The following is a 24,775-nucleotide window of genomic DNA, read 5'->3' on the forward strand; positions in this document are numbered from 1 at the left end:
GAGCCGCAAGGCTCCTTTTTTATTTGTGTGGGCTAAAACCAATTTCTGCAACAACGAGTCAACAAGCTGAATCATACTTGCGCATGTTGTTCAAATATTGTCTAGAATTGATAGCAAGTGTTTGTTGGAATTGGTATTAGTTACTATAATAAGTGATAAATTACTCTACGAGGGAAATTATGACTAAGTCTGAATTGATTGAAAGACTTTGCGCTGAGCAAACACATCTTTCAGCAAAAGAAGTCGAAGATGCGGTAAAAGACATTCTTGAACATATGGCATCAACGCTTGAAAAGGGCGATCGCATCGAGATTCGCGGTTTTGGTAGTTTCTCACTTCACTACCGTGAGCCACGTACAGGTCGTAACCCTAAGACCGGCGATAAAGTTGAATTAGAAGGTAAATACGTACCTCACTTCAAACCAGGCAAAGAATTGCGTGAACGAGTGAACCTAGGTTAATTCGAATTGAATAATAAAAAGGCGGTTTGCTTCTAGCACACCGCCTTTTTTTGCCTATGGTAAGATAACCATGGAGTGTTTATAGGTTTTACTGCATAATCTTAGCAGCAGATTTTCGGATGGGTAATGGACTATGAAAATTATAAAAATCGTTATCGTATTAGCTTTGTTTCTAGTCGCGTTGGCGTTAGGCTCGCAAAATCAAGCGGTTGTGAATTTTAACTACCTGTTAGCTCAGGGAGACTTTCATCTATCAACCTTGCTTGGTGTGGTTTTTGTTACCGGCTTTGCAGTCGCATGGATTATTTTTGGCACTCTTCATCTGAAGTCACAGCTTCAGATCCGTAAACTGAACAAGCAGCTTAAAAAGCTCACTCCAGCCTCTACTGAGGTTGTACAGAATAAAGCGTAATCGAGATAGGTAGACTTTTTCCTCAATGCTAGAAATACTCTTCTTGTTATTGCCAATTGCCGCCGCTTACGGCTGGTATATGGGTAATCGTAGCGCCCAGCAAGACAAGCAGAAACACTCGAATCAAATATCCCGCCAGTATGTGATGGGTCTTAACCTGCTGTTATCAGATCAGTCTGATAAGGCTGTTGATCACTTTATCGAACTACTTCAAGTGGATGACGACACCATTGATACTCACTTGGCGTTGGGTAACTTGTTTCGCTCGCGTGGTGAAGTAGACCGTGCGATTCGCATTCACCAAAATCTCATCTCTCGTTCTGGTTTGACGATCGATCAAAAAAATATTGCTTTGCAGCAGTTGGCTAAAGACTACATGGCCTCAGGTTTTCTTGACCGTGCTGAAAAAATCTTCGAGCAGTTGGTTGAAGAGCCGGATCATCGTGAAGCGGCACTGCAGCAGTTAGTCGCAATCTACCAGCAGACACGAGAATGGCATAAGGCGACGCATTATGCTCAGTTGTTGGTGAAATTAGGCCGTAAACGCATGCGTAGCAGCATTGCTCACTTCTATTGTGAAATGGCAATGCAAGATCAAGCTGAAGGCGACCGTCAAGAGGCGATTACTCATTTCAAACGCGCTCTCAATGAAGATCCTAAATGTGTGCGAGCCAGTATCGCATTAGGTAAGTTATATCTTGAGAGTGAAGACTATCTGCACACCATCAAATATCTTACGACGGTGATTGAGCAAGATATCGATTTCATTAGTGAAGTGCTGCCAACGTTAGCTGACTGTTACCATCATCTGGGACAAGAAGATGAGTTGCTTGAGTTCTTACGTCAATGTATCGCCAGCAAAGCTGGTGTATCTGCCGAATTGATGTTGGCACAACTTGTCGCTCAGCATGAAGGGCCAGGTGCAGCTCAAGAGCTATTAACTCGCCAGTTAGTTAAGAACCCAACCATGAAGGGCTTCTTCCGCTTGATGGATTACCACTTGATCAATGCTGAAGAAGGGCGAGCGAAAGAGAGTTTGGCTACCTTACAAAAGCTTGTGGGCGAACAACTTAAAGTTAAACCGCATTATCGATGCCGTAAATGTGGTTTCTCAACCCACTCAATGTATTGGCACTGTCCTTCATGTAAGGGCTGGGGCACGATTAAGCCAATCCGCGGATTGGATGGCGAATAATGGATTTTAATGCAGCTAATTTATTAGCTGCATTTTTTTAAATAAAAAACGTTTAAGCACAATAATAAGTTAATTAGGAGATGAAATGATCGACCAAAAAGTCATCGTAGCACTGGATTATGACAACCAAGCGGACGCATTTGCCTTTGTAGATCGTATTGACCCTGCGTCATGCCGTCTGAAAGTAGGCAAAGAAATGTTTACGCTGTTTGGTCCTGATTTCGTCAAAGAGCTGCATAAGCGCGGCTTCTCTGTTTTCCTTGATCTGAAATTCCACGATATCCCAAACACTTGTTCGAAGGCAGTACGTGCCGCAGCAGAGATGGGTGTATGGATGGTTAACGTACACGCCAGTGGTGGTGAGCGTATGATGGCTGCGTCGCGTGAAATCCTCGGGCCGTATGGCAAAGATCGTCCGCTACTCATTGGTGTGACGGTATTAACCAGTATGGAGCAAAGTGACCTTGCGGGCATCGGTTTAGATATGGCACCAAAAGATCAAGTGATTCGTCTTGCAAGCTTAACCAAGAATGCCGGTTTGGATGGTGTGGTTTGTTCAGCGCATGAATCGTCGATGCTGAAAGCAGAGCTAGGCCAAGAGTTCAAATTGATCACTCCGGGCATTCGCCCTGCAGGCTCAGAACAAGGCGATCAGCGCCGTATCATGACGCCAGTAGAAGCGATTCAAGCCGGCTCTGATTACCTTGTTATTGGTCGTCCTATCACGCAAGCTATCAATCCAGCACAAGTTTTGGCTGAGATTAACGCGACACTAGCGTAATTGTACTGGCACTTAGCGAGATTAGATTGAAAAGAGGTCAGCGAGAGCTGGCCTTTTGTTTTATCGGCTCTCTAAAACTCTTATTTGAAATGATAAAAAAAGGCCGCGGATGCGACCTTTGGTATGAGCTATTGAGAATAGTAGGGCAGTGTTTACCACTTCTTCTTTTCACCGAATAGAACGTCCATATCTTCTTCACGCTCTTTGTCAGCGATTTGCTGCAATTCGGTTGCGCTTTGATTCTGACGGCGCTTTTCAATCTCATCATACATAGTTTGCAGCTTTTCACGCGCTGTAGCTGAGTAAGCATCATTTTTGGTTGCTAGGACATCTAAGCCTTTACGCAACAATTGAATCGCCGTGCCAGGTTGACCACGAACAATCGCATCTTTGGAACGCTTTACTACGTTTTCGATGTTAATGCGTACTTGAATGCCTTCAAGGCGCGCATTTTCGGCGACGTATGCTTCGGTATCAAAGCGGCCTTTGTTGTGTTCATTACGTACGGTGTCACGTAGACGTTTAACCAATTTCAGCATCACAATCGCTTGTTTATCGCTGCTTGGAACTTTGAATGCAGCGCTTTCGCCACCTTGAAAATTCGTTTTCAGGTTTTCGATCTGCTGCTTTACGTGTTCGACCCTTTGCTCAAGTTGCTTATTCTTTGGATCCAGCTCATGCATGTTTTGCACAGCGTCAAGAATACGGTTGTTGAGGCAAAGCAATAATTCTTTGCTGAAAGGCATGTGATGGGCGTGGCCAATCAACTCTTCAGTGGCATCGATGATTGCAATATAGCGCGCGCTTTCTTGTTTTCTCGCCGTAGCAACTTTTGCGTTGTATTGGAGAATGATGTTGTAACCGAGAACAAGTACCAACAAGATGGCGACTAAAGCAATGATTAAACCAATATTCATAAATTCCGTTATCTTTAGTTTATGATGGCTAGCCAGTAAGCATACACGATTCTGCTAGCCTAAGGCACCAAATATTCTGACACTCCGCTATTATTGCGTGTTGCTGGTTTGATTCATATTGAAAAGATAATTTCAGACGAGAAACTGAGCTTTCGATTGCAAAATTCGTGTTTATAAATTCAACACAGCCCCGTTAATCGGGGGAAATGGGCATTTTCGCTACCAATTTGAACTCAGAGGCGTTATAACTAAATATTATAATCTATGTAACGAATTCTTGAACTCTCTCACTATAGAGTGATGACTTTGTTATATTAATCTGCACGTCGATAAGGGATTACGAGGTCGAGAATGAAGTTACAACAGCTGAAGTACATTGTTGAAGTAGTCAATCACAATTTAAACGTATCCGCTACCGCAGAGAGTCTATTCACCTCTCAGCCTGGCATCAGTAAACAAGTTCGTTTATTAGAAGATGAACTGGGTATTCAAATCTTTGAGCGCAGCGGTAAACACTTAACTCAAGTGACTACGGCGGGTGAAGATATTGTCCGTATTTCACAAGAAATTTTGGCTCGCGTTGAGAGCATTAAAGCGGTCGCTGGTGAGCATACTCACCCTGAGATGGGCACATTGAATATCTCCACTACGCATACTCAAGCTCGTTATGCGCTGCCAGATGTGATTAAAGGCTTTACTGCTCGTTACCCAAAAGTGTCGCTGCACATGCATCAGGGCACGCCAAGCCAGATGTCTGAGGCGATTGCCAAGGGCACCGCTAATTTTGCGATTGCGACTGAAGCGCTGCACCTTTACCAAGATGCGATTATGCTGCCGTGTTATCACTGGAACCGCTCAATTGTGGTGCCTAAAGATCATGCTCTGGCGCAAAAAGCCAAAGTGACGATTGAAGATCTTGCTTCGTACCCGTTGGTCACGTATGTATTTGGCTTTACTGGTCGCTCAGAGTTGGATACCGCGTTTAACAAAGTAGGTTTGACACCAAAAGTGGTCTTCACGGCAACCGATGCCGATGTGATTAAGACCTATGTACGTATGGGTATGGGCGTAGGTGTGATTGCGAGTATGGCGATCGACAAAGAACAAGATCATGATTTGGTTGCGATTGATGCTAGTCATATCTTCAGTGCCAGCACCACCAGTATTGGCTTCCGCCGTGGTACTTTCTTGCGCTCTTATATGTTCGACTTTATGGTGCGCTTTGCACCACACTTAACCCGTCCAGTGGTTGAACAAGCATTGTCGCTTAAATCGAGTGCAGAAATTGAAGAAATGTTCAAAGACATCGAATTGCCAGTGCGTTAATTCACTATAAAATCACGTCACTTCCCTCTAAACTTAGCGCCTCGCAACGTGGCTCATTAGAGGGAAGCATGCATACTCTATTTAACTCCATCGATACATACCTTCTTCAGTATCAAGATTATTGGCGCTTTGAGCCATTTTTTGTCTCACAATATTCCGAGTTGCCTTGGCAGCAAAGTCACCCCTCTTTATGTCAATGGCTGAACACTCTTACGGATGAACAAATTGAGTTCTATAAGCAAAACCAGCAAGCACTGGTTGAAGTGGTTAGCGGTTATTTTCCCGATTTAGCTAATTTTCTGGCGCAATTGGTGGTGCCTTCGGTCACGCTGCATGGCTTGTCGCTCACGCGTGGCGTGGATAACGGCATTCCCGGGCGTAAGCTGGCGCAAATTACCGCGATGGGTGAAGCTGCGCTGCAAAATCATCAAGCACAAGAGTGGCTGGAGTGGTGCTCTGGCAAAGGCTTCTTAGGGCGTATTTTGGCCAGTCAAAGCCAACAAAAAGTCACCAGCCTTGAGTATCAAGCGTTGCTTTGTCACTCCGGTCAGCAAGAAGCGGATAAGCAAGGGCTATCAATGACGTTTGTGCATGGTGATGCGTTGAGTGATGAGGTAAATAACGTCTTTAACTCAGAGCAGCATGCGGTTGCGCTACATGCGTGTGGTGATCTGCATGCTACTTTACTTGAGAAGGGGGTTGCCCACCATCTGTCGGCGATGACTATTTCACCATGCTGCTATCACTTAACGGCTAGCGAGCACTACCGAGCGCTCTCAACGTTAGGCCGCCATTCTGCTCTTAGACTTAACCAATCAGAACTGCGCATACCATTACAAGAGTTAGTCACGGGAGGCGAACGAGTTAAACGCCATCGTCTTTTGGAAATGAGTTATCGTTTAGGCTTGGATATATTGTTGCGACAAGAGCTTGGTTTTGCGGACTATCAACCTGTACCGAGTATTAAAAAATCACAGCTATCGGCGGGCTTTGTGCCGTTTTGCCAATGGGCTGCAGAACAGAAAGGGTTTACTTTGCCGCAATGTAATTTTGATACTTATTTACAGCAAGGCACCAAGCGCTATTGGCAAATGGAAAAATTGAGCTTAATTCAGCAGTTGTTTAAACGCGCGATTGAGTTGTGGTTGGTGCTCGATAAAGCGCTCTATCTGCAGCAAAGTGGCTATAAGGTGACTGTGAGTGAATTTTGCAGTCGCGAAGTGACGCCAAGAAATCTGCTGATCCAAGCTCAGCGTGAATGATGACCCACCTAATGTGATGAAAATAACCTATTCGCAATAGAAAGAGAGGATAAATATAAACATTTACCTCTCTTTTTGTTGTTTGGATGTTAAAACTTGCTTCCAATTTGTTTTACTAATTGGTAATAATTAGTGATGCGCACAAAAAGTGTGCAGGTATAACAAAAAATATTAGCCAGTATGATAGGCACACACAACATCCAAACCATTGCTTAAATCAAGGAGTTAAGATGAAAGCAGGCAAAGTCATCGCAACCGCCGTTCTTGCGAGTGCGGCATTACTCTCTTCTCAAGGCATCTTGGCGAAAACCGCCACGGTTGCTGTTTCACAAATCGTTGAGCATCCAGCACTAGATGCAACTCGTGAAGGTCTGATTGATGGCCTGAAAGCACGCGGCTATGAGCAAGGAAAAAACCTCGAATTTGATTATAAAACCGCGCAAGGTAATCCAGCTATTGCAGTGCAGATCGCCCGTCAATTTGTCGGTGAAAGACCTGATGTGTTAGTCGGCATTGCAACACCTACAGCACAGGCTTTGGTTGCCGCCACGCGTGATATTCCGGTTGTCTTTACTGCTGTGACTGATCCTGTTGGTGCTAAATTGGTTAATCAACTTGAGCAGCCGGGTAAAAATGTCACCGGTCTGTCGGACCTGTCTCCGGTAGCCCAGCACGTAGAACTGATTAAAGAATTGCTGCCTGATGTTAAGACGATTGGTGTAGTGTACAACCCAGGTGAAGCAAATGCCGTAGCCTTGGTTAATCTACTAAAAGAAAGCGCTCAACAACATGGTCTTGAAATTGTTGAAGCGACAGCGTTGAAGAGCGCAGATGTACAATCAGCAACGCAAGTGATTGCCGCTAAATCTGACGTTATTTACGCCGCTACTGACAATACCGTTGCTAGTGCATTTGAAGGCATGATTGTCGCTGCAAACCAATCAAAAACACCCGTGTTAGGTGGTGCTACGTCTTATGTTGAAAAGGGCGCTATCGCTGCACTTGGCTTTGATTATTACCAAGTTGGTGTGCAAACGGCCGCTTATGTAGCGGATATTCTCGAAGGTAAAGCGCCGGGGACTTTAGATGTTAAAGTTGCTAAAGGGTCGGATTTGGTGGTTAACACTCAAGTCGCGCAAGATCTTGGTATCGACATTCCTCAGTCTGTTTTAGAGCGCGCAACCAGCGTTAAGTAAAGCATCGCAATGATGGGGCAATACTCGTGTTGCCCATTTTGCCAATCGAGGGTGATTTTAATCATCGTTTAGATTGGTATTAAGCAGAGAAGGGAGTTCGTATGTCTGCTTTTGCATTTTTCGGTGCGCTTGAAATTGGCCTGGTTTATGGCTTGGTAGCGCTAGGCGTTTACCTAACTTTTCGCGTACTTGATTTTCCTGACCTGAGTGTTGATGGTAGTTTTCCGATGGGCGCAGCCGTTGCGGCCACTGCGATTGTTGCTGGAATCAACCCTTGGCTTGCCACTGGTATGGCAGTGATTGCTGGCGCAATGACGGGTTGGGTGACGGCTTTTTTAGCGGTTCGCTGTGGTATTTTACATCTTTTAGCTTCAATTTTGACGATGATCGCGGCGTTCTCAATTAACATTCGCATCATGGGGGGCCCGAATACACCGCTACTTGGGCAAGAAACTATTTTAACCCCGTTTGAAGCACTGGCTGATCCGGTTTACATACGTCCTTTAGTGGTCGGTGTGTTGGTGCTCATTTCTGCGTGGTTTGTCGTGCGTCTGCTAAATAGTGATTTTGGCCTTGGTCTTCGTGCGACTGGTGTGAATGCTCGCATGGTTTCCGCTCAAGGCGGTAGTACGTCTTTCTATACCTACTTTGGCCTAGCACTTTCCAACGGTTTTGTTGGCTTTGCTGGTGCGCTATTTGCTCAAACCAATAGTTTTGCTGATGTGACTTCAGGTGTCGGTACGATTGTGGTGGGTCTCGCCGCGGTCATCTTAGGGCAAACTCTGATCCCGGGCCGTAAAATTTGGATTGCTGTGGTCGCGGTGATTGTCGGTTCGGTACTTTATCGACTCGCAGTTGCGTTTGCGTTGAGCTCTGGCATGTTTGGCCTTCAAGCCTCGGATCTGAATCTTGTCACGGCGGTTTTGGTTGCGCTGGCGCTGATTGCTCCAAAAGTGAGGAGTAATATGCGAGTAAAAAAGCGTAGCTCGTCCAGTGTGGCGACGACAGAAACCAAAGGATCAGGAGAAGTGGTATGATTCGACTAGAAGATATTCAAGTCACTTTTAATCCGGGTACTGTTCTTGAAAACAGAGCGTTGAAAGGGATTAATTTGGAAGTGCCAGAGCATCAGTTTCTGACGGTGATCGGCTCGAATGGTGCAGGCAAGTCGACTCTGCTTGGCGCAGTGACCGGAGAAACTCCAATTGTTGGAGGACGGGTGTTGATTGACGAGCTTAACGTTACTCGCCAAACCGTCGCTCAACGTGCCAATCAATGTGCGCGCGTGTTTCAAGACCCTCTCGCAGGTACCTGTGGCGATCTGACGATTGAGGAGAATATGGCGCTGGCCTACATGCGTGGAAAACGTCGTGGCTGGAGTCATTCACTTTCAACCAACCGGCGTAAATTGTTCCAAGAACGGATCAGTATTCTTGGACTTGGCTTGGAAGATCGCCTTGGTGACAATATTGGTTTACTTTCTGGTGGCCAGCGTCAAGCGGTGAGCTTGGTGATGGCTACGTTATCAGAGAGTAAACTGTTGTTACTTGACGAGCATACCGCAGCACTAGACCCACGTATGGCCGCTTTTGTGCTGGATCTGACGCGACGTATTATCAGTGAATTTAATCTCACAGTAATGATGGTCACGCACTCAATGAAAGATGCACTCGCCTGTGGTGATCGCACGGTGATGCTGCATCAGGGTGAAATTGTGTTGGATGTGACGGGTGAAGAGCGCGCCAATATGGCAGTACCAGATTTACTGGAGATGTTCTCCAAAGTGCGCGGTGAAGAATTGGCTGATGATAGCTTGCTGTTAAGCTAAGCCAATCGAGTCATCAATTCAGTTAGAACAATGAAAAAACCCATCATAGCGGGCGCGATGATGGGTTTCTTTTTATCGTTAGGCATGGATTCGCTAAAACGATTTCAATGACTTATGCCTGTAGACTGTCTCGGTAGTGCTTGATGCGTTCAACAATCGGCTCAGCTTTGTTGAAGGTGCGAATTTCACGGAATAAGTCTGCCGCTTCAGGGTATTGATTACGTAAGTAAGCGAACCACTGCTTGATGCGATTTGGGTAGTACAACCCTTTATCGCCTTTCATTTCATACTGCGAGTATACCAGCATCAATTCGACCACTTCCGACCATGGCATGATAGTCGCGTTGTGTTTGACTACGTTACCTAGGTTTGGCACGTTGAAAGCGCCACGGCACACCATCAGGGAATCGACCCCGGTCGTTTCAATACACGCTTGTCCCGCTTGGTAATCCCAAATTTCACCATTGGCAATCAGTGGAATAGAGCTACGTTGACGAATTTGGTTAATGTAATCCCACTTAATTTCGCTGGCTTTATAACCACCTGATTTGGTACGAGCATGCACGGTAAGTTCATTCGCTCCCGCTGATTCAATCGCACTGACAATCTCAAAGCAATCATCAGGGTTTTCCCAACCTAAACGGATTTTTGCTGTGACAGGAATAGCCGGATCAACCGCATCGCGACAGGCTTTGACGACGCTATGAATTAGCTCTGGGTGCTGTAATAACGCTGCTCCGCCTTTACTTTTGTTGACCAGCTTGGCTGGGCAACCAAAGTTCAGGTCAATACCTCGAGCGCCAAGTTCAGCCGCCACTACCGCGTTTTCTGCCATCCAGTGTGGATCTTGTCCAAGCAATTGAATATGAACGGGCACACCCGATTTGGTTTGTGAGCCTTGATCTAATTCAGGACAAAGACGCTTAAAGACGTGTTCGGGTAAGCGCTGATCGACCACGCGCACAAACTCAGTGACACACAGATCGTAGTCATTGATGTCTGTTAAAATCTCACGCATTAGGTGATCTAAAACGCCCTCCATAGGGCCCAAAACAACTCGCATACAAAAACGCCTCCAGTTAGGGAGGCGTGATTTTAATGATTAATACCTTTGAAGTCACTGTTTAGTGCGATCAGCCTTTATCAAAAGGGATTAGTTGCTACTAGTGGCGTTAGTACCTTGCATTGTGAACTCAAATTCACCAGTCAGAGGTGAATACAGCATCGTCGGCATTTTCTCATCAATTTCAAATCCAGTTGTATAGTGATAAGTACATTGCTGGCTGCCGGTGTACCAAGTCGCGATATCTGTGCTAGATGGCAAGATTGTTCCTGTCTCTCCAGAAGCACCATAGGCACGAATCGTTAAATCAACGTTCATTAGAGCTTCCCATAACTCAGCACAATCTTCGCCTGTCACCGGATAGTTAGGATGGGTAGCCGTTCCTACTGACAAGGGGAATCCAGCTTGAGATGGAAATATATCGCCTTGGCCGTAATCGACCACTTGATTTGGTGATGGTTCACCTTGCGTGAGCCACTTATTATGAAAAAGATGCACGGCATTTTCAAAACTGGCAAATGCCGCATCGGCACGAGCAAGGTGCGCATCTCTTTGATAGCTAACAAAACGAGGAAATGCGACCACCGCAAGGATCGCTAGGATCACGATGACCACCACTAGCTCGATGAGCGTAAAGCCGGATTGATTATTCTTATTCATAGTATTTTCGCAGCAAGATATAAATGTAAATATTTGTTTCAGATAAATGATGCGCCAGTTTTTGAGAAAACAAAAGTCAAGCTTGTGTAAAATTTATTCAATTCAGCTGAGGTTCATCTGCGTTTGCTAGGCTTGCTAATCAGTGACCGAAGAACGTCGGCAAGGTATAATCATCGGCTACGAATTTTAGAATGAATAATGTAATGAAATATCAACTAGCCTCATTAGCCCAAACCACTCATCAAGAATCGTCTATGTTTGTTGAAGGCGTAGTACTTGCCGCCAACATGGCCACCAAAGCATTACAACCAGAAACTTGGTTAGCCGATGTGTTTGGTGAGAGCAGTGACGAGCTTAACAAGGTGATCGTCGGCCAGATTAACCACCAATACAGTTTCTTGAAGTGCAACGAATATTCATTACTCGATTTAACTCAAGGTGAAGAGCAACAAGCGCAGTTGGCTGAGTTTGCTCAAGGCTTTATGACGCTATGGCCAACCATTGAAACTCAATGGCTTGAGACCAATATTAGTGATGGCACGATGCGCATGCTGCAAGCGCTACTTACCACTTTTATGCTGGCGATTGATCAAGAACAAACCCAAGCGCAGATGAAAGAAGCGGGTATTGAGACGCCACCGGCGTTGGCGGACTTCATCGACCAACTGGATTTAATGATCAATGAAGTGGCATTAGCGGCAGATGAGTCGTTAGTGGGTGCCAAAGGCCAAAGTGTCAATCCATACAAAGAGATTGGCCGCAATGATCCTTGCAACTGTGGCAGCGGCAAAAAATTTAAGCAGTGCTGCGGGAAATAGTCGCAACAAAGTGGATTTTCTTCGGTCATAACTCAATTGCTGACATGCCAACGCAGTCTTATTCGACGTTGCAGCGGTGTCGGTTGGGTCGATAACCATCAGGTGAACAAATTTCAGGAATGAAACCATGAAAAAAACATTACTACTGCTTTTGACTAGTTTCTCGGTATGGGCAACTCCGCAACAAGAGCTGAGTGACCGTCTACAAAAAACAGAGGGATTTAGTGCGGACTTCGCGCAACAGGTAATTAGCCCTGAAGGGGAAGTGGTGATGGAAGGGCAAGGCGATGTAGAAATTGCACGCCCAAGTCTATTCCGTTGGACCACGACGTTACCGGATGAAAATGTGCTGGTTTCTGATGGTAAAACCTTGTGGTATTACAGCCCATTTATTGAGCAGGTGAGCATTTATTGGCAGGAACAAGCGACACAGCAAACACCATTTGTATTGCTAACTCGTAATCGTGCCAGTGATTGGGATAACTACCACGTTAGCCAGCAAGGTGACATGTTCACGCTTACACCAACCGCATTAGATAGCAATCAAGGTCAATTTAAACTGGAAATTGACACCAAAGGGGCGGTTAAAGGTTTCCAAGTGATTGAGCAAGATGGCCAAACAAGCAATTTTAGCTTTACTAATATTGATCTGAACAAGCCTAAGGCGGATCGCTTTACCTTTACTATTCCGCAAGGTGTAGAGGTGGACGACCAAAGGAACTAATCGTTGAGTAATTACTTATTTGATTTTTCAGGGGACGAAGATTTTCGTCCCCTTGCAGCCCGAATGCGCCCACAAACGTTGGATCAATATATTGGTCAGCAACATATTCTGGGGGTGGGTAAGCCGCTGCGCCGAGCGTTAGAGGCGGGTCATATCCATTCAATGATCTTATGGGGCCCCCCTGGTACTGGCAAGACAACTTTGGCTGAAGTGGCGGCAAATTATGCCAATGCCGAAGTTGAGCGTGTATCTGCGGTCACTTCCGGTGTGAAAGAGATCCGAGCGGCAATTGAGCGTGCGCGTGAGAATAAACTCGCCGGTCGCCGCACCATCTTGTTTGTGGATGAGGTGCATCGCTTCAATAAATCTCAACAAGATGCTTTTCTGCCACATATCGAAGATGGCACAGTGACGTTTATTGGCGCCACCACAGAAAACCCATCGTTTGAGCTTAACAACGCATTGCTTTCTCGTGCACGTGTCTACAAGCTGACCTCACTGGCTACTGCCGATATTAAATTGGCGTTGCAGCAAGCGATTGGCGATAAAGAACGCGGTTTAGGCGAGGTGCCAGCCTCGTTTGTTGATAATGTTCTCGACCGTTTAGCAGAGCTGGTGAATGGTGATGCGCGCATGTCGCTCAACTATCTTGAGTTGCTCTACGATATGGCGCAGGAAAATGAGCAAGGTGAAAAGCAGATTACCTTACCGTTGCTAGCGGAAGTGGCGGGTGAAAAAGTCTCACGCTTCGATAACAAAGGTGATATTTGGTACGATCTTATCTCTGCGGTACACAAATCGATTCGAGGCTCTAATCCTGATGCTGCTTTATATTGGTCGGCAAGAATGATCAGTGCAGGGTGCGATCCGCTGTATATCGCTCGCCGTTTATTGGCGATTGCTTCAGAAGATGTTGGTAATGCTGATCCACGAGCGATGCAAGTGGCTATTTCAGCTTGGGATTGTTTTACTCGACTTGGTCCAGCAGAGGGAAATCGAGCGATCGCTCAAGCGGTTGTTTACTTAGCGTGTGCACCGAAAAGTAATGCGGTGTATACCGCTTGGGCACAAGCTCTGACGGATGCGCACAACTTACCTGAGTATGAAGTGCCGCATCATTTACGCAATGCACCGACCAATTTAATGAAAGATCTTGGCTATGGCGCGGAGTATCGTTACGCCCATGATGAACCAGGAGCTTATGCCGCTGGCGAGCAGTATTTGCCGCCGGAAATGTTAGGCAGACGTTACTATCAGCCGAGTAATCGCGGTTTAGAAAGCAAAATCGGCGAAAAGTTAGATTACTTGGCTAATTTAGACGCAAATAGCCCACAAAAGCGCTATGAAAAGTAGCCGTTTTTGGATACATTTATTCGGTTAAATTATATAACGCGTGTGTGTGGAACGTACGCGTGTTTTCACAACTCAAAGCATAGGATTAACAATGCTGGATTCTAAATTACTTCGTACAGAGCTGGATGATACAGCTGCTAAACTGGCGCGCCGTGGCTTTAAGCTAGACGTAGAGACAATCCGTACCCTTGAAGAACAACGCAAGTCGATTCAAGTCGAAGTTGAAAATTTACAATCCACGCGTAACTCGATCTCCAAGCAAATTGGCCAAAAAATGGCAGCTGGCGATAAAGAGGGTGCTGAAGAGATTAAAAAGCAAATTGGTACTCTTGGTAGCGATCTTGAAGCGAAAAAAGTTGAACTTGATGCAGTAATGGCACAACTAGACGAAATTACGCTATCTCTACCAAATATCCCTTCTGATGAAGTGCCAGATGGTAAAGATGAAAATGATAACGTTGAAATTTCTCGTTGGGGTGAGCCAAAAGCTTACGACTTCGATCTGAAAGATCACGTTGATTTGGGCGAAATGGCTGATGGTCTTGATTTCGCAAGCGCGGTGAAAATCACCGGTGCTCGCTTTATCGTAATGAAAGGTCAGTTTGCACGTCTACACCGTGCGATTGCTCAGTTCATGCTAGACCTACACACTGAAGAGCATGGCTACACTGAAATGTACGTGCCTTACCTTGTGAACTCAGACAGCTTGTTTGGTACTGGTCAGCTACCAAAATTTGGTAAAGACCTATTCCATACAGAGCCGCTAACTGAAAAAGTGAACGACGAAGAGCCACGTAAATTGTCACTGATCCCAACTGCGGAAGTGCCAGTAACAAACCTAGTGCGTGACACCATTTCTGACGAAGCGGACCTACCACTTAAGATGACAGCGCATACTCCTTGTTTCCGTTCAGAAGCAGGCTCTTACGGTCGTGATACTCGCGGTCTTATCCGTATGCACCAATTCGACAAAGTGGAACTGGTACAAATCACTAAACCAGAAGATTCTATGGCTGCGCTTGAAGAGCTGACTGGTCACGCTGAGAAAGTACTGCAGTTGCTAGAACTTCCTTACCGTAAAGTGGTGCTTTGTACTGGTGACATGGGCTTCGGCTCTCACAAAACTTACGATCTAGAAGTTTGGGTACCAGCACAAGAAACTTACCGTGAAATCTCTTCTTGTTCTAACATGTGGGATTTCCAAGCTCGCCGTATGCAAGCGCGTTTCCGTCGTAAAGGCGAGAAGAAACCTGAATTGGTTCACACGCTAAACGGTTCTGGCTTAGCGGTAGGTCGTACTATGGTTGCTATCCTAGAAAACAACCAAGAAGCTGATGGTCGCATCCGCATCCCAGCAGTACTGCAGAAATACATGAACGGTGCTGAATACATCGGTTAATCACTGATGGTAGATTGAGAAAACCGGCTTTCGTAGCCGGTTTTTTTATGCCTGTTATTCTGGTTTGGTTGAAAGAGCATCATGTGATGTAAATTAACTGTCATTTTTATCAATTTGCGAGGTGAAACATGGCTGAGTTCGGCATGAGACACTATGCTCTGCCGGGAAATGACAATGACAAGTCAAACAAAGTGTGTGCTCAAGCAGTAGGAGAGCGATATGACTGAATATGAAAAAATGACGCAAGGTTTGCTATTTGATGGCGCAGATGAAAGTCTCAACCACGTTCGAGATAAGGCGTACGCTTCTTTAGCGAAGTTTAATCAAGCATCGGACGAGCTTCAACGTACTCAACATTTGACGGCATTAGTCCACTCGTTGGGGGAAAACAGCATTGTTCGCGCCCCATTTTCTTGCGAGTTCGGTCAGACCGTGTCGATTGGTAGTCATACCTTCATTAATATGAATGCCACGTTGCTTGACGGGGCTTCAATCACGATTGGTGACCACGTGCTAATTGGGCCTAATGCTCAATTTTATACCGCCAGCCACTCATTGGATTACCGCAGTCGTCGCCAATGGGAAACCATCTGTTTGCCGATTGTAGTGGAAGATGATGTTTGGATCGGCGGCAACGTAGTGATCAACCAAGGGGTCACCATCGGGGCTCGTTCGGTGATTGCGGCGAACTCAGTGGTCAATAAAAATGTCGAGCCAGACTGCTTGTATGGCGGCACGCCAGCTAAACTTATTCGTCGTTTAGAACACGATTAATATTCAGCTTAAATACAGTGAACAAAAGTAATCCAGTACATTCTTAAACGGTGAGAATAGAATAACCACTCATCTCGCCTTCGCGGTACCAAACTGGCATCATCGCCCAAAATGAAGAATGCTGTCTTCGCACAATAACGAGTAAACCATTTTGAATGCAGAACGCAAAGCTGTCCTAATTTTAATTTCCGCAACGGTCTTGTCGGCGTTCGGTTGGATATTTTCCAAGGAAACCATTCAAGGCTTGCCGCCATTTGGTTTTGTCGGTTTAAGGTTTACCGTTGCTTCGTTATGTTTGTTGCCGTTTTGCTATAAAGCGCTGCGTCGTGCCAGTTGGCATGATATGCGTTCAGCCGCGATGGTGGGCTGTCTCCTTGCTATGGCGCTGATGAGTTGGATTCATGCGATTTCTATCAGCGAAACGCTAGGTGAAGGTGCGTTTATCCTCAGTCTGTCGATGTTGATGGTGCCGTTTGTTGCGTGGATATTGTTTAAACAAAAACCGAAGCGCATCTTTTGGTTCTCGTTACCGATTGCCTTTATCGGCCTGGCATTTTTATCACTGAAAGATGGCTGGCAAGGCTCAACCAGCCAGTTTTGGTTCTTGCTCAATGCCATCATGTTGGCGATTTATTTCAACATCAACAGCAAGTACTCGCAGACTTTGCCGATCATGCTACTCACCTGTATTCAGTTGTTTGTTACTGGAATGATTGGCTTAGCCGCGAGTGCGTTGTTTGAGACAGTGCCTGTGTCGGTTGAACCATCAATTTGGGGGTGGTTTGCCGCCAGTACTATTTTGGCGACCGCGATGCGCTATGTCATGCAGACGATGGCGCAAAAGCAGATTAACCCAGGCAATGCGGCGCTTATTATGATTTTAGAGCCGGTATGGACAGTGTTTCTGAGTGTCATCTGGTATGGTGAAGAACTGTCTCGTAATAAGCTGATTGGTTGTGGTTTGATTCTGTTTTCTTTAATTCTCTATCGCACCGATGGCAAGTTGATCCCTCAGTTTATGAAACGAAAGTAGGGATAACGAACATAAAAAACCGGCATATTTGCCGGTTTTTTTGCATTACGACGATGGGTATTAAAGGCTCATCTCACCACGTAATACTTGCTGCATCTGTTGTTTGACTTGCTCATAGCTTAAGCCTTGGCTAAGCAGGTAATGCAGTTTTGCCAGCGCTGCTTCTGGCGTCATATCAAAGCCACTGATAACACCAGCTTCTGCCAATGCACAGCCTGTTGCGTAGCCGCCCATATTCACCTTGCCCGCAAGACACTGTGTTAGGTTAACCACGATCACACCACGTTCAGAAGCATCTTTTAGGTGCGCCAGTAGATCTGGGTTTTGTGGCGCATTGCCAACGCCAAAGGTCAGCAGAATCATGGCATTAACCGGTTGCATTAGTGTATTACGAATCACTTCGTGCGAAATGCCAGGGTACATGGTGATCACGCCAATCGGTTGTGGGGTGATGTCATGGACTTTGAATTCGCCTTCAGGCTGGGCATCGACCGTAATGTCGTTACTGATTTGAATATTGATGCCTGCTTCAAGCAGTGGTGGCAAGTTTGGCGAAGTAAAGGCATTAAAACCATCGGCATGCGATTTGGTGCTGCGGTTACCACGCATCAATTTGTTATTGAAGAACAAAGTCACTTCATTGATTGGGTAGTTCGCCGCGATGTGTAGGGCATTAAGCAGGTTAGCTTGGCCATCTGAACGCAGTTCAGCCAATGGGATTTGTGAGCCGGTCACGATCACTGGTTTGCTGAGGTTTTCAAGCATGAAAGAGAGAGCCGAGGCGGTATACGCCATCGTGTCGGTACCATGCAGAATGACGAAACCATCGTATTTATCGTAGTTGTCACGAATATCATCGGCGATTTGCTGCCAATCAGCTGGCGTCATATCTGACGAATCAATCAGAGGATCGTATTCGTGGATGGTAAATTCCGGCATCTCCGGGCGATGAAACTCTGGCATGCTTGCAAGCTGCTTTTCCATAAAGCCTGCAACCGGCACGTAGCCGTGGTCATGTGACTTCTGCATACCAATGGTGCCGCCCGTGTAGGCGATATAAATGTGTTTTCTTACCATTGCTCGAGACCAGTGAAGTGTAGGGGGAACAGAGCCGAGGATTATAACGAAATATTAGCCAATAAAAAGGGGCACTGCCTACAGCAAGTGCCCCTTTGTGGTTTAACTTATTAGCAAAATGCTCAATCGAACAAATTATGTACCGCTACTGAACTTGGCAATTTAAACAAAATGCGTATTGACCTTTCGGGTCATTGAAACTCTGTAACAGGCTAGCATCTTGGTTGATTTGTTGCACAACAGGTTGTAATGCTGGTGGTAACATCGCGCTGACATCAAGACCAAGGGACACCTGCACTTGATTCATAAACTCATGAATAAACTGCTGTGCGGGTGTTAGTGGTTCTTCAACCCAGTAGATGTTGTAGCTATCTAGCTTAGCGAGCTCTGCGGCCAATGCCACGGCGTCATCAAAATCCCCCATCTTATCGACAAGGCCAAGGCGTAGCGCATCTTGACCTGTCCACACTCGGCCTTCAGCAATGCTGTCCATCTTATCTAAGGCAATGTTTCGGCTTTGGCTGACCAAATTGATGAAACGGCTGTAACCATGCTCGATACCAAGTTGGAAGGCATCGGCCGCCTTTTCTGGAATGCCGGTAGTAATTCCGATGCCGGAGAATGGTGAAGTGCCCACCCCATCGGTATAGACACCAATATTATTCAATCCTTTTTCGAAGGTCGTGATCACGCTGAAGATGCCGATTGAGCCAGTAAGTGTGGTGGGTTGGGCAACAATACGATCAGCGCTGGTTGAAATCCAATAGCCGCCAGAAGCGGCAAGGCTAGACATCGACACAACCACCGGCTTACCGGCTTCTTTTAGTGCTTCAATTTCATTACGAATCACTTCAGAAGCAAAAGCGCTACCGCCTGGGCTATCGACGCGAAGCACTACGGCTTTGACTTTGCTATCGTTACGCGCTTCGCGCAATAAATAAGCGACAGTGTCACCGCCAACCGAGCCGCGTGGTTGAGTGCCATCCATAATCGCTCCGCTGGCCACCACGACAGCGATGTCGTCACTGTTGGCATTAAAGCTTGGTTGAATAGTGGTCGCGTATTGGTAGTAGTCAACGTAGTGATAGCTGTCTTCCCCATTGCTACCAAAGGCATCGATCATCGCTTTGCGTACTTGTTGGCGCGTTGCGAGCTCATCGACTAAGCCAGTTTTTAACGACAGCGCAGCAAGATCACCATTGGCGTCTTTTAACTGGGCAAGAAAATCATCCATAGTTGGGTTAAGTGTTGCGACATCAATCGAGCGGTTGGTTGCGACATCATCGACATAAGCGCCCCACAATTGGCCTAACCAAAGTGAGGCCGATTCTTTGGCTTCTTGTGACATATCATCACGAATAAATGGCTCAATGGCCGATTTATACGTGCCCACACGGAAGACGTGCGTATTGACATCGAGCTTCTCAAGCAAGGTTTTGTAGTACATTGAGTAAGCGCTGTAGCCTTTGATCATCACCGCGCCATCAGGCGCAAGGTAGATTTTGTCAGCATAGCTAGCAAGATAATATTGGCTCTGGTTGTAGAAACCACCCGCAGCATAAATTGGCTTGCCAGCGGCTTTAAACTCATTTAACGCTTTAGCAATGTATCGTAGCTTGGTTAGATTGGTTTCTGGCATATCACCGAGCGACAACACGATACCCGAAATCATCGGGTCATTTTTGGCGTGACGCACGGTTTCCACAATATCGAATAGGACATTTTCACGTGGCAAATCATTACCGAATAGTGAGTTACTCAGTGAGTCAAGCGGGTTGTTATAGGTTGACTGCTCAACAATAGGGCCCGATAGGTTCAGGATTAACGCGGATGGTTGCTGCTGCGCCGGTTCTGGGGACTCTGCACCCGAGTAAATAAAATAGAGAGTCGCAATCACAACGAGAAAAAGCAAATTGGCGATGGCCAAACGAACAAAGGTAATCAGTTTCCAAATACCTTTAAAAAAGAGGCCTATATACTTAAAGATTGTTTTCATTATTTCTCCGCTGTGTGTGACACAGGTAACCCGCATTCCTTTTACAACCCAGTAAACTAAATATCTGGGTGGCCAAGGTATTTATTCGATAAAACGACAGGTTGGTTGCCGTTAAACGGTTAGTTTATAAATACATCCTACTGAAACTCATAGATTCAAGCCAGACCGATTAAGCAGTTTCAAATATAAATTTAGTCAATCACTCACAGGTTGTGGCCGTGATTTGAAGATCTGCCACGATAATTCGACTGATGTTTCAAAAATGTAAACACATGTTTGATTTTTGTGTTGCTTATGCATATTGTGGTCAGACCAGACCAATAAAGAGAGCCTCCGTTATGTATCCGAATTTGCTCAAACCACTCGATCTTGGTTTTACTGAGTTACGTAATCGCGTTTTGATGGGATCAATGCACACCGGATTGGAAGAAGATAAGCAAGGTCTCCATAAGCTCGCAGCCTTTTATGCTGAACGAGCGAAGGGCGGTGTTGGTCTTATTGTAACGGGAGGCTTCTCTCCGAATTTACGTGGCCGTTTACATCCATTTAGCGCCGAATTTAGTAAAGCAAAACACGCTGATGCTCATCGTATTGTTACGGAAGCGGTTCATCTACATGGCGGTAAAATAGCACTACAGTTGCTCCATGCTGGGCGTTATGCAATGCACCCCTTCGCTCAAAGTGCCTCGGCAATCAAAGCACCAATTGCTCGCTTCGCCCCAAGTGAAATGAGTGAACGACAAATAGTGAAAACAATTGATGCTTTTGCTAACAGTGCCAAGCTTGCTCAGCAAGCGGGATATGATGGTGTTGAAGTGATGGGTTCAGAAGGTTATCTGATCAATCAGTTTATCTGTCAACGCACCAATAATCGTTACGACCAATGGGGTGGCAGTTACCAAAATCGTATGCGTTTACCGCTCGAAATTGTTAAGGCGATTCGTCAGGCAGTCGGCGAGCGATTTATCATTATATTCCGCTTATCGATGCTGGATCTGGTCGAGCAAGGTAGCACTTTTGATGAAGTGGTGGAGCTGGCTAAGGCCTTGGAGCAAGTGGGTGTCACTATTATTAATACTGGCATCGGTTGGCATGAAGCGCGTATTCCCACCATTGCCACTCAAGTACCGCGCGGTGCGTTTACTTGGGTGACAGAAAAAGTCCGCCCGCATGTTTCCGTGCCGATTGTGACTTGTAATCGTATTAATACCCCAGAAGAAGCGGAGCGCATTTTAGCTTCCGGTCAAGCTGACATGGTATCAATGGCAAGGCCATTTCTCGCCGATGCTGATTTTGTTATCAAAGCTGAAAAGCAACAAGCGCATTTGATCAATACCTGCATTGGCTGTAACCAAGCGTGTTTAGACAATGTGTTTAAGGGCAAGCGAGCCAGTTGCTTGGTGAACCCTTATGCATGCCGTGAGACAGAATTGGTAGAAGAAAGTGCCACCTGCTTGAAGACCGTTGCCGTGGTGGGCGCGGGGCCTGCGGGGCTTGCTTGTGCGACGACCTTAGCAAGGCGAGGTCATCAGGTTGATCTGTTTGAGCGTAGCGATCGGATTGGCGGTCAATTTCGCCTTGCGATGCAAATACCGGGTAAAGAAGAGTTTAGAGAAACCATTCGTTACTTTGCCAACCAGATTGATGAAACGGGCGTGAAATTGCATTTGGAAACCGAAGCCGACTTTGACTTACTCAAAGAGTACGATGAAGTGATCATGGCATCGGGGGTAAAACCACGCCATGTCGATATTCAAGGTATCGATAATCCAGACAAAGTTATCGATTATCAAACGCTGATTAAAGAGAAAACTTTTTTAGGTAGCAAAGTTGCGATTGTCGGTGCCGGAGGGATTGGTGTTGATATCGCTACCATGATCACGGAGCCACTAGAAAATCAGCTCGATGACTGGTTGCACGATTGGGGGATAGACAAAGAAATCGCTCATCCTGGCGGTCTCTACCCATTCCCAGACACTTCGAGTGATACTGAAGTATGGGTATTACAGCGCCGTAAAGGCAGAGTTGGCAAAGGTCCGGGTAAAACCACCGGTTGGATTCATAAGCGAACGCTTGAAAAGCGGGGAGTGCATCTGCTTGGCGGTGTGCGTTATCAGGCGATTGATGAGTCGGGTTTGCATATAGAACAAGATGGCGAAGCCCAGTTGATCCCAGCAGATAAAGTGGTGATTTGCGCCGGACAAGAATCGGTACGTCCTTTTGAGTCTCAGTGGCCTGAATTTGGTGAAAAACTGCATGTGATTGGTGGCGCTGATCATGCCGGTGAGTTAGATGCTGTTCGTGCTATTCGTCAGGGAGTCGAATTAGGCTTGAAGCTGTAATTCAGAGTTTGATTTGATCCTAGTTGCTTGCAATCCCTCCCGTTGGAGGGATTGTCGTTTTTATTGGCGGATTATTTCGCCAACTCGTAGTTTTCGTGCATCTCTTTTGGCGCAATGCCATATTCGTAGTCAGCTAGGTAGCCATCTTTGTAGACCTTCATGCCTTTATCATCCCAACTGACCTTGATGACAGCCGTTTCGCCATCGGTGCTGCCAAGAAGATCGAGCATCTGCTCATCAATCTTAATCGCCTTGATGGTGGTAATGCGCTTAAATGACTGGAATTCGTTCGAGGTTGGCAGGCTACCGTAAGTTTCTACCCATACATTGGTTGGGATTAACCATTGGTTGTAAACATCACCTACGATAGGGGTGTGCATGCTGGCGACGATGACATCTTTGGTCATGACGTTATTGGTTTCAAGTGTATAACCACCCTTACCATCAGCGACATAAGTTGGAAAGTCTTGGCCGAGTTCTTGTTGTTTTGGCAGGCGACCAAGGGTGGGTGCTTTTTTAACGTACAGTGGTGCCGTCTCAAACTGACTCATGATCTGGGGGATTTGTTGAAACTCAACCGGCTCGGCAGCAAACAATGCTGTAGGGAATGACAGTGCCGCTGAAACCGCAGCGATAAGGAATACTTTTTTCATCTTGTGACTCGTTATTAATATAATTTTCAGTATGTTATTTTTTACAATGTTGAACGATTGCTAGTGGCAAAAGTATCAACACAGCATCATGATATGCTGAGAACGCAAACGTTTCACTGATTTAAAAAAGGTTTTTCTCTGACGGTGAAAATATCAGCTGAACATTGGTTGAAATCTGTTCAGCTGAAATTCACAGATGAAGGCGATTATAAGATGACGGTTTTATTGCCATAGACAAACACATGGTCGTTAACCACTTTATTTAATGCCTTACTCAATACGCTTTTCTCGACATCTCGGCCCGCTTGCGCCATGTCACGAGCACTGAACGTATGATCGACAGGGATAACATCTTGTTTGATGATTGGCCCCTCATCCAAATCGTTAGTCACGAAGTGTGCTGTTGCACCAATGATTTTTACGCCACGTTCAAACGCTTGTTGGTATGGTTTTGCGCCAATAAATGCCGGTAAGAAACTGTGGTGGATATTGATGATTTTGTGGTGGAACTGGTCGACAAAACTCGGCGTTAACACGCGCATGTATTTGGCCAGTACTAGGTAGTCAGCTTCATACTGCTCAATCACTTTCAGCATCGCTTGCTCATGCTCTTCACGTGAGAGGCCTTCGTGGCTGACGCAGTGATAAGGAATATCGAACTTTTCCGTCAGGCCCTGCAGGGTGTCGTAGTTACCAACAACGGCGGCAATATCAATGTCTAAGCTGCCATCGTAATTCTTAATTAAAATGTCACCCAAACAGTGGGCTTCTTTGGTGACTAAGATCACGACACGTTTGCGGCTCGCGTCCATTAACTTACGTTTTGCCCCGGTCGGCAGGGCTTGATCAAGATCGGCAAGGAAGGTTTGATCATTAAAATAGCCTTCCAACTCGGTACGCATAAAAAAGTGACCGCTCGGATTGTCCACATATTCGCTGTTGTGGATGATGTTCAACTGATGCTTGTAACAGATGTTGGTGATCTTCGAAATCAGTCCAGGGGCATCACTACAGTGAGTTAGCAGTGTTTTCTTTTCCATTTTGTAATTACTTCCGTGATTTATTTTTTTCGTATGGTGAATTTTTTCGGGGCTTCCGAACAGTGAGCTATCCCGCAATAATTGAGTAACAATTAAACTAATATCGACTTGAATTCAACAAATAATCTACTTAAAACAGAGTTGGTTATCGAGTTAGTTAAAGATTTCTTTCCTCATTTGAGCGTCTTAAGGTGGTAGGTATGGATAAAGAACTATTAGCCCGTAAGTTATATTCAGAACGAGTGAACGCACTGCTGGGTGATTGCGAATTAGATCAAACGATACTCACTGAAAAGTGGGATTGCAAAGCATCTCCGAGCGAAGCGGCGAGAGCAATGATCGACAGTCAAAATGATTTTGATGGTCCAGCTTGGTTAGCGCGCTACCTACACCGCCGATAATGTTATAATCGTCTATCGGCAAAGCGATATGCTTAGTATGCCGTTAAATAAACACGACAGGAAA

The 24,775-nt window shown here is 45.8% G+C and carries 24 protein-coding genes; 17 read left to right on the forward strand and 7 right to left on the reverse strand.

What is annotated here, in order from left to right; genetic code table 11:
- Positions 1 to 179 precede the first annotated feature (179 nt).
- The 4 genes from ihfB to pyrF all read left to right on the forward strand — a co-directional run bounded on the left by ihfB (position 180) and on the right by pyrF (position 2,849).
- Positions 180 to 461, forward strand: a complete 282-nt coding sequence (ihfB, locus tag RH88_RS10960) for an integration host factor subunit beta (protein WP_005595888.1) — start codon at positions 180 to 182, stop codon at positions 459 to 461.
- A 133-nt stretch (positions 462 to 594) separates the two neighbouring features.
- Positions 595 to 873 carry a LapA family protein gene (locus tag RH88_RS10965; protein WP_005595889.1) on the forward strand — a complete coding sequence of 93 codons (279 nt, stop codon included), beginning with the start codon at positions 595 to 597 and terminating at the stop codon, positions 871 to 873.
- Positions 874 to 898: 25 nt separating this feature from the next.
- Positions 899 to 2,068, forward strand: a complete 1,170-nt coding sequence (lapB, locus tag RH88_RS10970) for a lipopolysaccharide assembly protein LapB (RefSeq protein WP_005595890.1) — start codon at positions 899 to 901, stop codon at positions 2,066 to 2,068.
- An 85-nt stretch (positions 2,069 to 2,153) separates the two neighbouring features.
- On the forward strand, positions 2,154 to 2,849 hold the full coding sequence (gene pyrF, locus RH88_RS10975) for an orotidine-5'-phosphate decarboxylase (protein ID WP_005595895.1): 696 nt from the start codon (positions 2,154 to 2,156) through the stop codon (positions 2,847 to 2,849).
- A gap of 152 nt (positions 2,850 to 3,001) precedes the next feature.
- Here pyrF and RH88_RS10980 read toward each other — a convergent pair whose 3' ends face one another.
- Positions 3,002 to 3,766, reverse strand: a complete 765-nt coding sequence (locus RH88_RS10980) for a hypothetical protein (protein ID WP_005595896.1) — start codon at positions 3,764 to 3,766, stop codon at positions 3,002 to 3,004.
- Positions 3,767 to 4,117: 351 nt separating this feature from the next.
- On the opposite strand from RH88_RS10980, the gene cysB reads away from it, so the two are divergent.
- The 5 genes from cysB to RH88_RS11005 all read left to right on the forward strand — a co-directional run bounded on the left by cysB (position 4,118) and on the right by RH88_RS11005 (position 9,378).
- Positions 4,118 to 5,092, forward strand: a complete 975-nt coding sequence (gene cysB, locus RH88_RS10985) for an HTH-type transcriptional regulator CysB (RefSeq protein ID WP_005595897.1) — start codon at positions 4,118 to 4,120, stop codon at positions 5,090 to 5,092.
- A gap of 68 nt (positions 5,093 to 5,160) precedes the next feature.
- Positions 5,161 to 6,354 carry a methyltransferase gene (locus tag RH88_RS10990; RefSeq protein ID WP_005595898.1) on the forward strand — a complete coding sequence of 398 codons (1,194 nt, stop codon included), beginning with the start codon at positions 5,161 to 5,163 and terminating at the stop codon, positions 6,352 to 6,354.
- Between the two features lie 230 nt (positions 6,355 to 6,584).
- Entirely contained in the window at positions 6,585 to 7,550 is a 966-nt protein-coding gene (locus RH88_RS10995) for an ABC transporter substrate-binding protein (RefSeq protein ID WP_005595900.1), read from the forward strand.
- Positions 7,551 to 7,651: 101 nt separating this feature from the next.
- On the forward strand, positions 7,652 to 8,587 hold the full coding sequence (locus RH88_RS11000) for an ABC transporter permease (RefSeq protein WP_005595901.1): 936 nt from the start codon (positions 7,652 to 7,654) through the stop codon (positions 8,585 to 8,587).
- The gene (locus RH88_RS11005) at positions 8,584 to 9,378 is read left to right on the forward strand and encodes an ABC transporter ATP-binding protein (protein ID WP_005595903.1); all 795 of its coding nucleotides are present in this window, start codon (positions 8,584 to 8,586) and stop codon (positions 9,376 to 9,378) included. The genes RH88_RS11000 and RH88_RS11005 overlap by 4 nt, the downstream gene beginning before the upstream one ends.
- A 112-nt stretch (positions 9,379 to 9,490) precedes the next feature.
- Here RH88_RS11005 and dusC read toward each other — a convergent pair whose 3' ends face one another.
- On the reverse strand, positions 9,491 to 10,441 hold the full coding sequence (gene dusC / locus RH88_RS11010) for a tRNA dihydrouridine(16) synthase DusC (protein WP_005595905.1): 951 nt from the start codon (positions 10,439 to 10,441) through the stop codon (positions 9,491 to 9,493).
- Between the two features lie 90 nt (positions 10,442 to 10,531).
- Positions 10,532 to 11,101: a type II secretion system protein gene (locus tag RH88_RS11015; protein ID WP_005595907.1), complete on the reverse strand. Its 570-nt coding sequence runs from the start codon at positions 11,099 to 11,101 to the stop codon at positions 10,532 to 10,534.
- Positions 11,102 to 11,304: 203 nt separating this feature from the next.
- On the opposite strand from RH88_RS11015, the gene RH88_RS11020 reads away from it, so the two are divergent.
- The 6 genes from RH88_RS11020 to RH88_RS11045 all read left to right on the forward strand — a co-directional run bounded on the left by RH88_RS11020 (position 11,305) and on the right by RH88_RS11045 (position 17,202).
- Positions 11,305 to 11,919, forward strand: coding sequence for a YecA family protein (locus RH88_RS11020; RefSeq protein WP_005595909.1), 615 nt, complete (start codon positions 11,305 to 11,307; stop codon positions 11,917 to 11,919).
- Positions 11,920 to 12,046: 127 nt separating this feature from the next.
- Positions 12,047 to 12,643, forward strand: a complete 597-nt coding sequence (gene lolA, locus RH88_RS11025) for an outer membrane lipoprotein periplasmic chaperone LolA (RefSeq protein ID WP_005595911.1) — start codon at positions 12,047 to 12,049, stop codon at positions 12,641 to 12,643.
- A gap of 3 nt (positions 12,644 to 12,646) precedes the next feature.
- Positions 12,647 to 13,996 (forward strand): replication-associated recombination protein A, encoded by a 1,350-nt coding sequence (locus RH88_RS11030; RefSeq protein WP_005595913.1) that lies wholly within the window; start codon positions 12,647 to 12,649, stop codon positions 13,994 to 13,996.
- 91 nt (positions 13,997 to 14,087) lie between these two features.
- Entirely contained in the window at positions 14,088 to 15,395 is a 1,308-nt protein-coding gene (gene serS / locus RH88_RS11035) for a serine--tRNA ligase (RefSeq protein ID WP_005595918.1), read from the forward strand.
- Positions 15,396 to 15,614: 219 nt separating this feature from the next.
- Complete coding sequence (locus RH88_RS11040) at positions 15,615 to 16,169, forward strand: sugar O-acetyltransferase (RefSeq protein ID WP_005595921.1); 555 nt, start codon at positions 15,615 to 15,617, stop codon at positions 16,167 to 16,169.
- Between the two features lie 151 nt (positions 16,170 to 16,320).
- Complete coding sequence (locus RH88_RS11045; protein WP_005595922.1) at positions 16,321 to 17,202, forward strand: DMT family transporter; 882 nt, start codon at positions 16,321 to 16,323, stop codon at positions 17,200 to 17,202.
- 60 nt (positions 17,203 to 17,262) lie between these two features.
- Here RH88_RS11045 and ansA read toward each other — a convergent pair whose 3' ends face one another.
- Both ansA and sppA read right to left on the reverse strand, forming a co-directional pair.
- Positions 17,263 to 18,279 carry an asparaginase gene (gene ansA / locus RH88_RS11050; RefSeq protein WP_005595923.1) on the reverse strand — a complete coding sequence of 339 codons (1,017 nt, stop codon included), beginning with the start codon at positions 18,277 to 18,279 and terminating at the stop codon, positions 17,263 to 17,265.
- Between the two features lie 145 nt (positions 18,280 to 18,424).
- Positions 18,425 to 20,275, reverse strand: a complete 1,851-nt coding sequence (gene sppA / locus RH88_RS11055; protein ID WP_005595924.1) for a signal peptide peptidase SppA — start codon at positions 20,273 to 20,275, stop codon at positions 18,425 to 18,427.
- A 338-nt stretch (positions 20,276 to 20,613) separates the two neighbouring features.
- Here sppA and RH88_RS11060 point away from each other — a divergent pair, with 338 nt between their 5' ends.
- Positions 20,614 to 22,617 carry an NADPH-dependent 2,4-dienoyl-CoA reductase gene (locus RH88_RS11060; RefSeq protein WP_005595925.1) on the forward strand — a complete coding sequence of 668 codons (2,004 nt, stop codon included), beginning with the start codon at positions 20,614 to 20,616 and terminating at the stop codon, positions 22,615 to 22,617.
- A gap of 71 nt (positions 22,618 to 22,688) precedes the next feature.
- On the opposite strand, the gene RH88_RS11065 is transcribed toward RH88_RS11060, so the two are convergent.
- On the reverse strand, positions 22,689 to 23,270 hold the full coding sequence (locus tag RH88_RS11065; protein WP_005595927.1) for a hypothetical protein: 582 nt from the start codon (positions 23,268 to 23,270) through the stop codon (positions 22,689 to 22,691).
- Between the two features lie 206 nt (positions 23,271 to 23,476).
- The gene (gene purU / locus RH88_RS11070; RefSeq protein ID WP_005595929.1) at positions 23,477 to 24,310 is read right to left on the reverse strand and encodes a formyltetrahydrofolate deformylase; all 834 of its coding nucleotides are present in this window, start codon (positions 24,308 to 24,310) and stop codon (positions 23,477 to 23,479) included.
- 200 nt (positions 24,311 to 24,510) lie between these two features.
- Here purU and RH88_RS11075 point away from each other — a divergent pair, with 200 nt between their 5' ends.
- A complete protein-coding gene (locus RH88_RS11075) occupies positions 24,511 to 24,711 on the forward strand; it encodes a hypothetical protein (protein ID WP_005595931.1) in 201 nt (66 codons plus the stop codon).
- Positions 24,712 to 24,775 lie beyond the last annotated feature (64 nt).

The organism is Vibrio scophthalmi LMG 19158, from assembly GCF_000222585.1.
Taxonomy (GTDB): domain Bacteria; phylum Pseudomonadota; class Gammaproteobacteria; order Enterobacterales; family Vibrionaceae; genus Vibrio; species Vibrio scophthalmi.

Excerpts from the sequence above, each read along its gene's own strand:
- ihfB (WP_005595888.1), top strand. The coding sequence starts at position 180 with ATGACTAAGTCTGAATTGATTGAAAGACTTTGCGCTGAGCAAACACAT.
- RH88_RS10965 (WP_005595889.1), top strand. The coding sequence starts at position 595 with ATGAAAATTATAAAAATCGTTATCGTATTAGCTTTGTTTCTAGTCGCG.
- lapB (WP_005595890.1), top strand. The coding sequence starts at position 899 with ATGCTAGAAATACTCTTCTTGTTATTGCCAATTGCCGCCGCTTACGGC.
- pyrF (WP_005595895.1), top strand. The coding sequence starts at position 2,154 with ATGATCGACCAAAAAGTCATCGTAGCACTGGATTATGACAACCAAGCG.
- RH88_RS10980 (WP_005595896.1), bottom strand. The coding sequence starts at position 3,766 with ATGAATATTGGTTTAATCATTGCTTTAGTCGCCATCTTGTTGGTACTT.
- cysB (WP_005595897.1), top strand. The coding sequence starts at position 4,118 with ATGAAGTTACAACAGCTGAAGTACATTGTTGAAGTAGTCAATCACAAT.
- RH88_RS10990 (WP_005595898.1), top strand. The coding sequence starts at position 5,161 with ATGCATACTCTATTTAACTCCATCGATACATACCTTCTTCAGTATCAA.
- RH88_RS10995 (WP_005595900.1), top strand. The coding sequence starts at position 6,585 with ATGAAAGCAGGCAAAGTCATCGCAACCGCCGTTCTTGCGAGTGCGGCA.
- RH88_RS11000 (WP_005595901.1), top strand. The coding sequence starts at position 7,652 with ATGTCTGCTTTTGCATTTTTCGGTGCGCTTGAAATTGGCCTGGTTTAT.
- RH88_RS11005 (WP_005595903.1), top strand. The coding sequence starts at position 8,584 with ATGATTCGACTAGAAGATATTCAAGTCACTTTTAATCCGGGTACTGTT.
- dusC (WP_005595905.1), bottom strand. The coding sequence starts at position 10,441 with ATGCGAGTTGTTTTGGGCCCTATGGAGGGCGTTTTAGATCACCTAATG.
- RH88_RS11015 (WP_005595907.1), bottom strand. The coding sequence starts at position 11,101 with ATGAATAAGAATAATCAATCCGGCTTTACGCTCATCGAGCTAGTGGTG.
- RH88_RS11020 (WP_005595909.1), top strand. The coding sequence starts at position 11,305 with ATGAAATATCAACTAGCCTCATTAGCCCAAACCACTCATCAAGAATCG.
- lolA (WP_005595911.1), top strand. The coding sequence starts at position 12,047 with ATGAAAAAAACATTACTACTGCTTTTGACTAGTTTCTCGGTATGGGCA.
- serS (WP_005595918.1), top strand. The coding sequence starts at position 14,088 with ATGCTGGATTCTAAATTACTTCGTACAGAGCTGGATGATACAGCTGCT.
- RH88_RS11040 (WP_005595921.1), top strand. The coding sequence starts at position 15,615 with ATGACTGAATATGAAAAAATGACGCAAGGTTTGCTATTTGATGGCGCA.
- ansA (WP_005595923.1), bottom strand. The coding sequence starts at position 18,279 with ATGGTAAGAAAACACATTTATATCGCCTACACGGGCGGCACCATTGGT.
- sppA (WP_005595924.1), bottom strand. The coding sequence starts at position 20,275 with ATGAAAACAATCTTTAAGTATATAGGCCTCTTTTTTAAAGGTATTTGG.
- RH88_RS11060 (WP_005595925.1), top strand. The coding sequence starts at position 20,614 with ATGTATCCGAATTTGCTCAAACCACTCGATCTTGGTTTTACTGAGTTA.
- RH88_RS11065 (WP_005595927.1), bottom strand. The coding sequence starts at position 23,270 with ATGAAAAAAGTATTCCTTATCGCTGCGGTTTCAGCGGCACTGTCATTC.
- purU (WP_005595929.1), bottom strand. The coding sequence starts at position 24,310 with ATGGAAAAGAAAACACTGCTAACTCACTGTAGTGATGCCCCTGGACTG.
- RH88_RS11075 (WP_005595931.1), top strand. The coding sequence starts at position 24,511 with ATGGATAAAGAACTATTAGCCCGTAAGTTATATTCAGAACGAGTGAAC.